This is a genomic window from Pedobacter miscanthi (genome assembly GCF_032678605.1).
Taxonomy (GTDB): Bacteria; Bacteroidota; Bacteroidia; order Sphingobacteriales; family Sphingobacteriaceae; genus Pedobacter; species Pedobacter miscanthi_A.
In genome coordinates this window covers 361877-374746 of record NZ_JAVTSU010000005.1, presented here as the reverse complement: position 1 = coordinate 374746, position 12870 = coordinate 361877, and the positions used below count along the sequence as shown (strand labels likewise).

Genomic DNA, 12870 nt, shown 5'->3' with positions numbered 1-12870 from the left:
CCAATGAGTGCTGTTGATACCGTGCTAAGCAAAAGTATCAGATTTTTGAAAGTCATAACTTATTATTTAGATGATTTTAGTCTTAACGAATTTAAGAAAATCGCCAGGCATCACCAAGCTTAATAAACGTTTAGCCGAAATAGAAAATCCGGTAAATATCCAAATCTAAAATGAGAGCGTCATTTTAGATAGGAAAGAGAATTAATTTAGGTATAGATAGGTAGATGTCGATTAAATCGGGTTATGTTAAGTATGCTTAACAAAGGTTATCAGGCCTGCTTAAATTAGCCTTTATCGTTAACCTGTCACGAATATCGCACTTAGTTATGTATTTAAGAACAGGGTTACACAGATCGGTGCAATTTCGTTATGAATGGTTGAATTTACGGGTTAATCGTCCCTTATTCGTTCATCTATATTGGCGTTGAAGCATTAAAACAGACCTCAACTGGTACTTAAACATCCTTTTCAAGATTAAAACGGTGTTTTGTGTAAATCTTTCAACTGTTGATTATTACCATAAACAATTTTAACATTAAATTATTTAATCATTCCTGTATGTTTCATAATACACATTTTTACATTAATTTAGCCAATAAAATAAAAACCCGATACAAATACGTATGAACCGTTCTGTTTTCGTTATGAAAAGGCGTAATTTCGTTATGTATGCTAAAGAAAGATTAGGAGATGATTAAGTGTATAGCCATAGATGACCAGCAAAGTTCGATAACAGGGCTGGAAAAATATATTGAAGATACACCAAACATGAGGTTGGTAGCGAGTTATACAGATCCATTAACTGCGTTGATGGAATTAAAAAAGCTTGATATGGTTGATGTTATTTTTATGGATGTACAAATGCCGCAAATATCTGGTTTAGAACTTGCCAAGGCTGTTCGTTCGAAAACCAGAAAGCTAATATTTACAACTTCACATCAGGAATATGCATTTCAGGCCTTTGAGGCTGATGCCGATGCCTACTTATTAAAACCTTATGGTTATGCAAAGTTTGCCCTTACGCTAAACAGGCTTTTTGGAGAAGAGATGGAAAGCGGAGATGAAGAAACTTATTTTCTTGTCAAAAATAAATCGGAAGAGCATAAGGCTGTATTGGTAAGGTATGCTGATATTATTGCTTTTGAAAGTTTTCATAACTATATCAAAATCCATACAAAAGAGAAGGTGATTATTGCTTATCTGAGTTTAAAAGATGTAAAAGAACAATTAAGCATTAAAAAAGGATTTATACAGTTGCACAGGGCTTACATTATTGCGATTGAACATATCCAGCATATTGATGGAGCCAGGATTACACTTTCGAACCAGACGAGTTTTACAGTAGGAGATATTTATAATAACGATTTTAGGGAATTTTTTACCGATAAATTAATTATCAGCAGCCGCAAAAAATAGCAGCTGCTGATTAGTTAATATTTACAGCCCGTTAAATCGGAAATTCCAGTAAGTGAAGTAGTTCCTGTACCCGTAGGATCAGAGGTAGTAGGGTCCGATTTAATATCTTGATAGGTATTTTTTTTAAAAATAAACAATGTTCTTTTAATGATTTTCTTCGCTCTCATATTATTTTTTTTATGAAAGCTAGAAGTGTCAGAGTCCTGTAACATTATTGATTACATATATAGTAAAGAAGTCTTTATGGATAGTTTAAACCAGAGCAAAAGCTCATTAAAAAATTGGCTGTCGAAATATAAAATACACCTTATTTCATGGGTTGTATTTATATTTTGGGAAACAATTATGGTATTTGCCTTCGCAGGATCAGTTGGAACCTTTAGTAATTATGTTATACACTATGCATTTAATATCTTTTTATTTTATGCACATACCTGGCTTTTAGAAAAGATAACTACTTTCCCAAATCATTCATTATGGAAAATCCTTGCTATAGTTTTAGTTGAAATCTCTCTATATGTGGGGCTAATTTTTGGACTTGACCACCTACTTCTTACATATACAAATATACTAACCGGCACACTTCCAACACTTACTGTTAGAATATTTAAGCTTCTCTACAGAGGATCATATTTTATGCTTTTTTCAACAGGATACTTTTTCTTAAGGCGTTATCTAAACGAAAGGGCTGAAAAGGAGCGAATCGAAAAACAGCGGTTCCAAATGCTTTTGGATAAGGAGAGAACAGATAAAGAACTTTTAATGTCAAAAAATGCCTTTTTAAAAGCACAAATTAACCCTCATTTGCTTTTTAATACTTTTGAGTTTATCCATCAAAAAATCAGGCAACATTCGCCGGAAGATGCACAGGTGATGGTATACCTTTCGGATATGATGCGTTTTGCAGCGACTACGGAACACCATGAAGGTTATATCAAAATCAGTGAAGAAATTACCCAGTGCCAAAACCTCATTAAGCTACATCAGCTTACACAAGGTCAGATTTTTATTGAACTGGCTTTTTCGCCCGATGTACTTGGCATTAAACTCATTCCGTTGGTATTATTAACCATTTTGGAAAACATGTTTAAACACGGTAATCTTTTCGATCAGGACAATAAGGCCACCATTGATATTTATATGGATGGTGAAACCCTAAAAATAGAAAGCCGGAATTTACCTGGTTTGGTAAAAAGCGAGGTTGGCTTCGGCTCGGGACTTGATAATATCAGAACCAGGTTGGATTATACCTATGGCCATCAGGCAGAGATGAAAGGTTTTATTGATGATGAAGGTTTTTACACTTTGAGTATAGCGATTGAAGAAAAGGCCTTAGAGGCTGCTTTTCCAAATCAGTTGCAAACAATTCTCGATTAATCAAATGAGTTTTAAACGAACCTGTCCACTGCCGGTAGTTTGGTTACTTCGTATGAATTGGAAGTATTAAAGGATGATACTTTAAACACAATTTCTTCTTCCCTCCTGGCTAAAGCATGGATGCCTGGTGTAAACCGTTGTTTAAATAATTTAATGCAGGCATCGGCATGACAAATTACTTCGTACCGGTTTTTACTTTTCACAATAACCTCCATTACATAATCCGGCCATTGTTTGCTGATGAGCGGCGGCAACCAACTAAACTGTTGTTTTTTGATTAACGCGCCCATTTCTTCAACGGCTTCCTGTGGTATCCCTTCACCTACAATCTGAAGCCACTTTCCATGAACTTCATCAATAATCCCCATTACATCACTTCCTGCCAATACAAGCCATGGATCTTCCATACTGGCCTGCATTAACTGATAAGGTTGATCTTTAGTAAATTCGCGGCTAAAAAGGTAAGTAAGTTCTATCATGAGCGTTTTAGTATCAGTTTTTTATTGGAAGATTATTAAGCCTCACCAATGTTTCGATGGTGTTGGCAAAACGTTTCATCGATATTGGTTTACCCAGGTAGCATTCAAAACTTGGATCTATTGTCCTCACTTCATGCTCGAGATTTGAAGAAGCATAAATTACAAATCTTGCCTTTTCCCTTAAATGTTTAGAAAGTTCAGTACCGGCCATACCATCCATGTCGATATCTAAAAACAGAAAATCTATTTTATCACCTTTGCCTATTATTTTTAAGGCATCGAGTGGGTTATTGAAGGTACTGGCCACTTTGAGAAAATCAATTTCATTGATGTAATCATTCAGCGCATCGATGGCATGCTGTTCATCATCAACTATCGAACAGTTGTAATACATATTTGTAGATTAAAGTAGACTATACAAATGTTGTTAAAATCTCTATAATTTCCAATAGCTTAAACGAAAAAAGGTAAAAGTACGGTAGTGTATGTATTTTTAATGCGGGTTCGCAATTCTAAAATGCTGTAAAAATTGACATTCCAGGCTCAAAAGCAGCTAATTTTGAGCAAAAAAAAGCCGTTCTGATTTTTACATCAGAACGGCTTTTTTTTATTTATCGGTCTTATAATGCAGCGTGTGCATCTCTCAATGCTTTAATCGCATCGTGACTGGTATTGATACCTGCCTGCTGTTTTAATAACACTTCTCTAATATTTTCTCCTAATTCGTTTTCCTGAAGTGCATCACGGTAAGCTTTTTTAATGGCATCTTCGCCACGTTCGCATTCTGCCAGGATGCTATGTCTGTCATCGCCACCAAAACTCGCTTTGATATCAATCCAGGCACGGTGTAAACTTCCTAAAATGGTATTTCCTGTATCAGGATTTTCGCCATTTCTGCCAACTAACCCGGCCAGTTCGGTTACATTAGCCCTACTGTCAGAAGAAAATTTATCGAAAGTTGCTTTTAAGTCTATGTTTTCATCCTTTAAATCTGCGCCAGCTTTATCAAAGCCATCTGCTCTATCGTTATTAATCTGAATCAGGTCGTTTAATACCTCTACTGTTTTTTCTTGATTTTCCATAATATATTGTAGATAATTTATAAGAAGAACAGTGCTTTGGGCAGAATAGTTTAGATTATCTTACAACATTTGTTTAAAATTATGTGGAGTGGAATTATGACCAGAATTATTGGTAAAAAAGCCTGAAAAAGAGAAAGCCCCATATTACTATGAGGCTATATATGATGTTTTATAAGCATCCACCGATAAAACTAACCAAACAAACTACATACTAAACGCAGGTGAATTAAATTTGTTTTAAAAAAAATAATAAAATTTTCAAATGTATTAAATACAGTTCTTAAAACTTTAAGCCGTAATATAGGTTATAGGAAACATGGATAACATAAACGAACTGATTATACCCGCCGCCCGACTTGGCGAACTGGAAGTTATAAAGGAACTGATTAACAGAAAAGTGGATTTAAACCACCGTGATGATAAAGGTTATACGCCCTTAATTATTGCCTGTTACAATAACCAGGCAGAGGCTGCCAAAATTTTAATTGATGGAGGCGCAGCAATTGATGCCGCAGATTTTGGCGGGAATACGGCATTAATGGGTGCCAGTTTTAAAGGTTACACCAATATTGCAAAATTGCTGATCGAAAACGGGGCCAGTTTAAATCTTCAGCACGGAAATGGTGGAACAGCTTTGATGTTTGCAGCCATGTTTGGCAGGAATGAAGTTTTAAGGCTATTACTTGAACATGGTGCAGATCCTACCCTTATAGATCATACCGGAAAGCGTGCTGTAGAGCTGGCCGCCTTGCAAGGAAATGAAGTTGGTATTGAAATGTTACAGGCACATATTCAGGATACTTAATCCTGTAACAAGCCTTTAACCAGCCTTTTCCACTGAGGGTATGATAGCCCAAGTTTTGCAGCCATGCCTACTACGAAGTTTCTTCCCTTATCGTACAAACTTCCAGTTTCGGTATTGGGTAACTCATTTCGTCCGTGTTCTTCAGCAGTGATGTGTAAGCCATTTCTTTTAACTACAAAGGTTGATGTTGCAGTATCTTTTAAAAAATGTGCCGTTTTATCATCTTTTTCGAGTGGATGCGCACATGGCCTGACGGTTATGGTTAAAATCTGGTATTCGCCATCCTCAATATTTTTTATTTCCTGGATACGTACCCAGTCGTAACCCCTCCCTGCGCGAGTACCAGGCCCCGGGATATCGATCCGGATAAAATCTCCTTCTTCAGCAGTTCTTTCAACCTTAATGCCCCAAGCGTCCATCAGCTGAAAGTTAGACATTCCTGCGTATTTGTCCCAATCGTTTATTGATAAAAGTTTAGTTGCAGTGCGGTTAAAAAGTGCTGTAGCTTCTTCAATGGATGAACAAAATCGCTCCTCCAAAGCATCCATACTGGTGCCGGTATATTGTTTGGGAATGATATTTTGATCAGGTTGATTTTCCATAATATATTTGAGATTAGATCAGCGGAAGATTAGCCCCGCTGATCATTTTATGGTTAACAATAATTAAGCAGGGATTTTTCTTGGATTTTCCCTATCCCAAAAACGATGCTGCGCAATCATTTTGATAAATGTAGCCGTAAGCGCTTTTAAATCTTTGCTTACCAATACACCTTCCCGCAAAACTGTTTCTTCTGAATATTCTGCAGGTAATTTTTTAAAAAAATAGGTCGATTCCAATACCTGTAGCGCTTCTTCATGTGCTGCAATGGCTTTACAGTGTTTAAAAGCTTCGTTTAAAAAGTGGACCGCATTGGCTTCAGCCTCTAAGGTAGCTACTGAATTGCCGCCACTGGGTACATAAACGGCATCGTAAAGCACGGATGCAGCGGTTAAAAAGCTTTCATCGGGTATAATCTGCTGATCTTCTTTCGAAATGATATGCCCCAGTTTAGGCGCTATAATGTGTACCACTGCTCCTTCGGCAATCAGCGCATCTTTAACTTTACTTAGTGATGCTCCATCTACGCCATCGGCAGCCAATATGGCAACTTTTCTGGTTTTAATATTGTCTTTTATTGTGCCGGCCATGCTTAAAGCCTCTGATTTTGCCAAACTGCCTTCAGGATTTAAGGAAGCATAATCAGCCCGATCTCCATCTGCAGGAATACTGTTGTTCAAATCTTCCAACGGGATTTTTGGAATGTGCAGACCAAGGGCAAAGGCTACTTCGGCAGCAAGTTTTTTATCTATCTGTACCAGAACAGCAAGCATCCGTTCTCTAATGGCCAGGGTTTTAACTTTACCAAGCTCAAAGCTTAAGGCGTCAATAATGTGGTTTTTCTCAGCTTCGCTCTGACTATTAAAAAATAACCTGGCCTGCGAAAAATGGTCGAAAAAGCTTTTGCTTCTGGCCCTTATTTTCTTTGCATCAATGCGTTCGTTATAACTGTTAAAACCACCATCAGCAGCTTTAACCTGTTGTGGATCGTTATTCGCAATCGCATTTGGGCCATAACTGGTTTTACCCCTGTTTATGGTTTGGCGCATATAACCATCACGCTGGTTGTTGTGTACAGGAACCACCGGACGGTTAATCGGAATTTCATGAAAATTCGGTCCGCCTAAACGGATTAACTGCGTATCGGTATAAGAGAATAACCTTCCCTGTAATAAAGGATCGTTGGTAAAATCAATGCCAGGAACCACATGTCCTACATGGAAAGCAACCTGCTCGGTTTCGGCAAAAAAGTTATCAGGATTACGGTTCAGTGTCATTTTGCCGATCCGCTGCACCGGAACCAGTTCTTCGGGAATCAATTTAGTTGGATCCAAAAGATCAAATTCGAATTTAAATTCATCTGCTTCCGGAACAACCTGTACACCAAGTTCCCATTCAGGGAAGGCGCCAGCCTCAATGGCATCCCATAAATCGCGGCGGTGAAAATCAGGATCTTTACCTGAAATATTCTGCGCTTCATCCCATGCTACTGCGTGTACGCCAAGAAGAGGTTTCCAGTGGAACTTAACAAAATTTGCTTCGCCCCTGGCATTTACGAACCTAAAAGTATGTACACCGAAACCTTCCATCATGCGGTAACTTCTGGGCAAAGCCCTATCGCTCATCGCCCACATCACCATGTGCGCTGATTCTGGCATTTGCGAAATAAAATCCCAAAAGGTATCGTGTGCAGAAGCTGCCTGCGGCATTTCATTATCTGGTTCGGGTTTTACAGCATGGATCAGATCAGGAAATTTAAGTGCATCCTGAATAAAGAATACGGGCATATTGTTACCAACCAGATCGAAGTTACCTTCCCGGGTATAAAATTTCACAGCAAAACCGCGTACATCCCGGGCTAAATCGGTTGATCCGCGAGAACCGGCAACGGTAGAGAAGCGCACAAAAACAGGGGTTTCGGCGCCGGGATCACAAAGAAACGCGGCACGCGTCAATTCAGACATATGTTCGTACACTTTAAAAACACCATGTGCTGCAGAGCCCCTGGCATGCACAATCCTCTCGGGTATGCGCTCGTGATCGAAGTGGGTGATTTTTTCCCGGAGCATAAAATCTTCCAGTAAGGTTGCCCCTCTTTCACCTGCTTTTAAAGAGTTTTGATCGTCGTTAATTTTTAGCCCATGGTTGGTGGTCATCAATTCACCGCTGGCATCGGCTATAAACGATTCGAGTTTTCTGGTCTTTTCGTTTTCCTGCTGTTGCAGTGCTTTTTTTTGATCTGATGTTTTCTTAGCCATTTTTATTCGTTTAAGCTTCTTCAGCTGCTTTGTAATTAATTTCGTTTTCTGCTATATCGGTCAGTTTGCTGTCGGCCAGTTTTTCTTCGGCAAGTGTTAGCGCTAAAATATCGGCAATATCGGTTAGGCCAAGGGTGGTAGCCAACTGATAAAGCCCGCCATAGCTGGCAATTTCATAATGTTCTACTTTTTGCGCAGCGAGGATGATGCCTACGTCACGGGTGGCGGTACCTGGCTCGGTTTCTTCTACTATTCCTTCTGCTTCTTTGGTTAGGCCTTCCATGGCATCACATTTTTTGGCGATGGCTTTCTCACCTAAAAGTTCGAATACCTGCTCTAGCCTGGTAACATGGACTTTAGTTTCTTCGAGATGAGATTCGATTGCATTTTTAAGTTCGGGGGAAGTAGCGGCCGAAATCATTTTAGGTAATGCTTTTACCAGGTGATTTTCTGCCCAATATAGATCGGCGATGGCATCTTTAAATAATCCGTTTAAAGCAGGCGCATCTTGTGCCGTTGTTTTAGTCGCGAATTTTGGATCGCCACCAGTTTCATTTTTTTTCATGGGATAAGCTGTTTAAGGTATATAGGTACAACCTTTTATTTCAGCTTAAGTTTTATGTTTCTTTGTTTAGTTTTGAAGAGTCGGGAGATAGTCCGGAGTCTTTAGTCCATAGTCGATTAACCAAAAACCTACCCTTCTTTTAGCTTTTGTCTGTGTTGCTTTCCCCATTTGATCATTTCGAGGATGATATCGCCAAAAGATCTGCAATAATCAGTAGAAGTATATTCGATGCTTACCGGAGTGTCATCAATCACCGTTCTTTTGATCAGTTGATTGGCCGTCATTTCTTTTAATTCTTTTGAAAGCATTCTTGTGGTAATGCCGGGTATACTTCTTTCGATGTCCCTGAACCTTTTATTACCGTTACAGATGGAATTGATGATCGGCAGTTTCCATTTGCCTCCAAGCACATAAAGTGTATCCTGTAAAGCCTGTATTTCTTCCTGCTGGTTGCGGGGATTAGACAATACTTCGGCAGCAATCTGATTTCTTTTTTCTGTTTCCATAACTGGTATACTCTGTGATACTACTTACAAAAGTATACCAATATTGCGGTATTTTTGCATCATTAATTTATTTTTTTATCATGAATAATTTAGAAGGAAAAAAAGCGCTGGTAACCGGCGGAAATAGCGGTATTGGTTATGCCACCGCAAAAGAATTACAAAAACAAGGTGCTGAGGTCATCATCACCGGAAGAAGAAACGACGCGGTTGAAAAAGCAGCTGCAGAACTTGGTGTTAAAGGCTTGGTGGCAGATCAGAGCCAAATCACCGCAATTGAGGGATTAGCTCACGAGGTAGAAAAAACCTTTGGCAAAATTGATATCCTATTTATTAATGCAGGTGTAGTAGAACAGAGCAGTATAGCAGATGCTACGGAAAAAACTTTTGATACGATTATGGGGGTGAACTTTAAAGGTGCCTATTTTACACTGAGCAAGTTTATACCATTGTTAAATGATGGAGGCTCAGTTGTGTTCCTATCTTCAAACACAGCCAGTATGGATTTACCAAATAGTTCGATCTATTCGTCGAGCAAGGCTGCATTAAATTCTATTATGCGCATTGCTGCAGTGGAATTAGCACCACGCCAGATCCGTGTGAACAGCGTTAGTCCGGGGCCAACAGCTACAGAAATTATGAATAAAAAAGGCCTTAATGAAGAACAGTTAGCTGCACTTAACCAATGGATGATTGACCGCATTCCGCTAAAAAAAATCGGGAAAGCAGAAGATGTAGGTAAAATGGTTACTTTTTTCTGCAGTGATGCTGCTAACTTTATTACAGGGTCAGAAATTGTAATGGACGGTGGAATGAGCCTTAAAGTGTAGTCCGAGGTCAATAATCGATTACTTCGCGGATGAAGGATTTGCGAAGTAATCATGAAACTTAATAGCAATCGACCATGCACTATAAAACTATTGGCTAATGAACCAGCTACTCTCCATTTGCATCACTACTCAATACACTGCTCATATAATCAAAAAAAGGTCGCATATCTTTGAAAGCCTGGGCCAATTGTTGAACGAAATTATCACTCAGTATGGTTTCGTCATTAAATCTTTTAATCAGTAGAAATTGCTTAAAACGTAAAAGATCGATATCAGGATGCCCGGCATCGAAACCTTTCGGTGTGGTTTTAAGTTGTTCTCCTGTTAAATTTCCAAAAGAAGCGATAAAATTTTTATCATTCAGGATGTCACGCAGCGGTTGTGCATCAAAGGCAATATCATCTCTGATTAATTTCAGGTCGGCAGGAGAAGGCCCCCAGAAGCCGCCCCCTACAAAAGTATTTCCCTTTTCGATATGAAAGTAATAACCACCACGCCTGCTTTTGCCTGCACGTTTAAAACTTCCGCTCCAATGGGTTTTATAGGGAGTTTTATCTGTCGAAAAACGCGTATCGCGATAAATGCGGTAGAGGCTTTTTTTACCAGAGAGGGTTTCGATTACATCATGCAGATTTAGCTCGGTTAATAAAGCTGAAGCAAAATCTTCTATATTGGCTTGCTCAGCAAGAAATTCAGTTTTACGCTCGTTAAACCACTCGCGGTTGTTGTTCTTTTTTAATTGTTCTAAAAAACCGATATTGGAACGGTGTATTTTTATAGGTGTAGCAGGCATGTAATGTGTTATTTATTTTTCAAATATAGTGGGAGGATAAAGGATATTTTCCATGGCTACGTAATAAATCTAATTATTTTTTCCACCATTTAAGGAATTTAAGAAACATATATGGTCTCAACCATTTTGTTTCCATCATCCATCTCTTACATTTTTATTTCACCACCTAAGATTACCTGATTTTACATATCTTTCAACATTACAATAGATTTGTTTTTTCCATCATCCATTTTACCTCTTAAATCATTCTATAACCTGTGAAGCACCTGAACTTTCGAACCTCACAATCGAACGCATTTCTCCCATCATTTTACTTCTTCAAGCTACCTAACTGCTATAATAAATAACCTTGGAAAAGGTAACAGTACAGTTCCGTCATCAAATATGTGGTATGCTTTTGAGAGTTCTTCTTCATATTTATTTATAAATTGTAATTGTTCGCTATCATTCAGCGCGTTTAAATAAGGTCGCAACCCGGTTCCTTTAAGCCATTCTACAATTGCTTTGGCACCACCTTGCAGGGGATGGAAATAAGTTGTACGCCAGATGTCTAGAGTGGTTACTTTATCTTTCAAATTTGTGTAATACCATTCGGCACCTTCCCGGGCAACCCGTTTCGAGGCTTTAAGCAATTTATCTTTCCATAAACCTTCTGCAGCAATCTCACGCATTAACCGATGTGTAGGTTCTTCAAAATTATCGGGCATTTGTACAGCAAGTGTACCTCCTTTATTTAACTTACTGATGAATTTTGGAAACAGGCTAACATGATCTGGCACCCATTGTAATACGGCATTGGCAAATATTAAATCGTAAAATTCGTTGTCGTTCCAATGTGTGATATCGGCCACATCAAACGCTACATCCGGCATACGCTTTTTGGCCGCAGCAATCATATCAGCCGAACTATCGATGCCACTAACTGTTGCTGCCGGAAATTTTGCCTGTAATAACTGCGTTGAATTTCCGGGACCACAGCCAATATCTATTGCTTTGTTTACACCATGGAGAGATATATGGCTTAAAAGATCTGTTATAGGGCGATTACGTTCATTTTCAAATTTAGTATACTGGCTTGCAGACCAGGCATCGGGCTGATTTATATTCATATTCTTGTATCCGGGGGTGTGGTATTTATTGCACAAAAGGTGTTCCAACTTGTTCCGCACCACTAAAAGGAACATATAACACCTGAGCTTTCAAACATTAAAACCTTGTAACAATCCAACTTTCCAACGATGAATCGTCAATCATTTCCGCTTACCCGCTTCTTTTCTTAAATTTGCAGTAATGATTTTATACAAGACGAATGAAGAAGTAGAACTGATGCAGATCAGCGCACTACTTGTAAGCGATACGCTGGCAGAAGTAGCCAAAATAATCAAGCCTGGCATTACAACATTACAAATTGACAAACTGGCCAATGAGTTTATACTCGCTAACGGTGCTGTTCCATCTTTTTATAACTACAATGGTTTTCCTTTTCATATTATTACTTCGGTTAACGATGTGGTGGTACATGGTTTCCCGAGTGATTATGAACTTGTTGATGGCGATATCATTTCTGTGGATGTAGGTACCATCAAAAATGGTTTCCATGGGGATCATGCTTATACTTTTATCATCGGCGAGGTGTCTCCTGAAATATTAAATCTTGTTAAAACCACAAAAGAATCACTTTTTGTAGGCATTAAGGAGGCTGTTGTAGGCAAACGCCTCGGTGATATTGGTTATGCCATCCAACATTATAACGAAAAACAGGGTTATGGCGTAGTAAGGGATCTGGTTGGGCATGGCCTTGGAAAAGACATGCACGAAGATCCGCAGGTGCCAAATTACGGCCGAAAAGGCACAGGAATGTTGTTAAAAGAAAACCTGGTGATGGCTATCGAACCAATGATTAATATGGGTAAAAAAGAAGTGTTTTTAGATAATGATGGCTGGACAATCAGAACGGCAGACGGTAGTCCATCGGTGCATTTTGAACATGATGTATGTGTTAAAAAAGGTGAGGCCCTAATTCTTTCTAATTACGCACCAATAGAAGAGGCAGAAAAGAAAAATATTAACCTGAATACTTCATATTACGCTTAATTGCAAAGTGCGAAATGCTGAATGCATCACGTATATAAAAATTAAAATATCTGATGGTTCATTCGTTA

Annotated in this window: 15 protein-coding genes; 5 read left to right on the top strand and 10 right to left on the bottom strand. The window is 38.7% G+C overall.

The features are described 5' to 3' along the window. Window positions 1-690: 690 nt before the first annotated feature. A complete protein-coding gene (locus R2R28_RS10395) occupies window positions 691-1416 on the top strand; it encodes a LytTR family DNA-binding domain-containing protein (RefSeq protein WP_316825616.1) in 726 nt (241 codons plus the stop codon). Window positions 1417-1430: 14 nt separating this feature from the next. On the opposite strand, the gene R2R28_RS10390 is transcribed toward R2R28_RS10395, so the two are convergent. After that, window positions 1431-1583, bottom strand: coding sequence for a hypothetical protein (locus R2R28_RS10390; protein WP_316825615.1), 153 nt, complete (start codon window positions 1581-1583; stop codon window positions 1431-1433). 556 nt (window positions 1584-2139) lie between these two features. Between R2R28_RS10390 and R2R28_RS10385 the strand changes: the two genes are divergently transcribed. Continuing rightward, window positions 2140-2793 (top strand): histidine kinase, encoded by a 654-nt coding sequence (locus R2R28_RS10385; protein WP_316825614.1) that lies wholly within the window; start codon window positions 2140-2142, stop codon window positions 2791-2793. An 11-nt stretch (window positions 2794-2804) separates the two neighbouring features. Here R2R28_RS10385 and R2R28_RS10380 read toward each other — a convergent pair whose 3' ends face one another. The 3 genes from R2R28_RS10380 to R2R28_RS10370 all read right to left on the bottom strand — a co-directional run bounded on the left by R2R28_RS10380 (window position 2805) and on the right by R2R28_RS10370 (window position 4354). Beyond that, window positions 2805-3272: a hypothetical protein gene (locus tag R2R28_RS10380; protein ID WP_316825613.1), complete on the bottom strand. Its 468-nt coding sequence runs from the start codon at window positions 3270-3272 to the stop codon at window positions 2805-2807. Window positions 3273-3285: 13 nt separating this feature from the next. Further along, complete coding sequence (locus R2R28_RS10375; protein ID WP_316825612.1) at window positions 3286-3666, bottom strand: LytR/AlgR family response regulator transcription factor; 381 nt, start codon at window positions 3664-3666, stop codon at window positions 3286-3288. A 226-nt stretch (window positions 3667-3892) separates the two neighbouring features. Next, a complete protein-coding gene (locus tag R2R28_RS10370) occupies window positions 3893-4354 on the bottom strand; it encodes a PA2169 family four-helix-bundle protein (RefSeq protein ID WP_316825611.1) in 462 nt (153 codons plus the stop codon). A 316-nt stretch (window positions 4355-4670) separates the two neighbouring features. Here R2R28_RS10370 and R2R28_RS10365 point away from each other — a divergent pair, with 316 nt between their 5' ends. Beyond that, on the top strand, window positions 4671-5159 hold the full coding sequence (locus R2R28_RS10365; RefSeq protein ID WP_316825610.1) for an ankyrin repeat domain-containing protein: 489 nt from the start codon (window positions 4671-4673) through the stop codon (window positions 5157-5159). Here R2R28_RS10365 and R2R28_RS10360 read toward each other — a convergent pair. The 4 genes from R2R28_RS10360 to R2R28_RS10345 all read right to left on the bottom strand — a co-directional run bounded on the left by R2R28_RS10360 (window position 5156) and on the right by R2R28_RS10345 (window position 9088). After that, complete coding sequence (locus R2R28_RS10360) at window positions 5156-5761, bottom strand: hypothetical protein (protein ID WP_316825609.1); 606 nt, start codon at window positions 5759-5761, stop codon at window positions 5156-5158. The genes R2R28_RS10365 and R2R28_RS10360 overlap by 4 nt on opposite strands. 63 nt (window positions 5762-5824) lie before the next feature. Then, on the bottom strand, window positions 5825-8017 hold the full coding sequence (locus R2R28_RS10355; protein WP_316825608.1) for a catalase: 2193 nt from the start codon (window positions 8015-8017) through the stop codon (window positions 5825-5827). A 10-nt stretch (window positions 8018-8027) separates the two neighbouring features. Then, window positions 8028-8582: a ferritin-like domain-containing protein gene (locus tag R2R28_RS10350; RefSeq protein WP_316825607.1), complete on the bottom strand. Its 555-nt coding sequence runs from the start codon at window positions 8580-8582 to the stop codon at window positions 8028-8030. Window positions 8583-8710: 128 nt separating this feature from the next. Further along, a complete protein-coding gene (locus R2R28_RS10345) occupies window positions 8711-9088 on the bottom strand; it encodes a winged helix-turn-helix transcriptional regulator (protein WP_025142409.1) in 378 nt (125 codons plus the stop codon). Between the two features lie 80 nt (window positions 9089-9168). Between R2R28_RS10345 and R2R28_RS10340 the strand changes: the two genes are divergently transcribed. After that, on the top strand, window positions 9169-9915 hold the full coding sequence (locus R2R28_RS10340) for an SDR family oxidoreductase (protein WP_316825606.1): 747 nt from the start codon (window positions 9169-9171) through the stop codon (window positions 9913-9915). A 106-nt stretch (window positions 9916-10021) separates the two neighbouring features. On the opposite strand, the gene R2R28_RS10335 is transcribed toward R2R28_RS10340, so the two are convergent. Next, on the bottom strand, window positions 10022-10708 hold the full coding sequence (locus R2R28_RS10335) for a DUF2461 domain-containing protein (protein WP_316825605.1): 687 nt from the start codon (window positions 10706-10708) through the stop codon (window positions 10022-10024). 323 nt (window positions 10709-11031) lie between these two features. Continuing rightward, the gene (gene tam / locus R2R28_RS10330; RefSeq protein ID WP_316825604.1) at window positions 11032-11817 is read right to left on the bottom strand and encodes a trans-aconitate 2-methyltransferase; all 786 of its coding nucleotides are present in this window, start codon (window positions 11815-11817) and stop codon (window positions 11032-11034) included. Between the two features lie 181 nt (window positions 11818-11998). On the opposite strand from tam, the gene map reads away from it, so the two are divergent. Then, window positions 11999-12802, top strand: a complete 804-nt coding sequence (gene map, locus R2R28_RS10325; protein WP_316825603.1) for a type I methionyl aminopeptidase — start codon at window positions 11999-12001, stop codon at window positions 12800-12802. The last annotated feature ends 68 nt before the right edge of the window (window positions 12803-12870 follow it).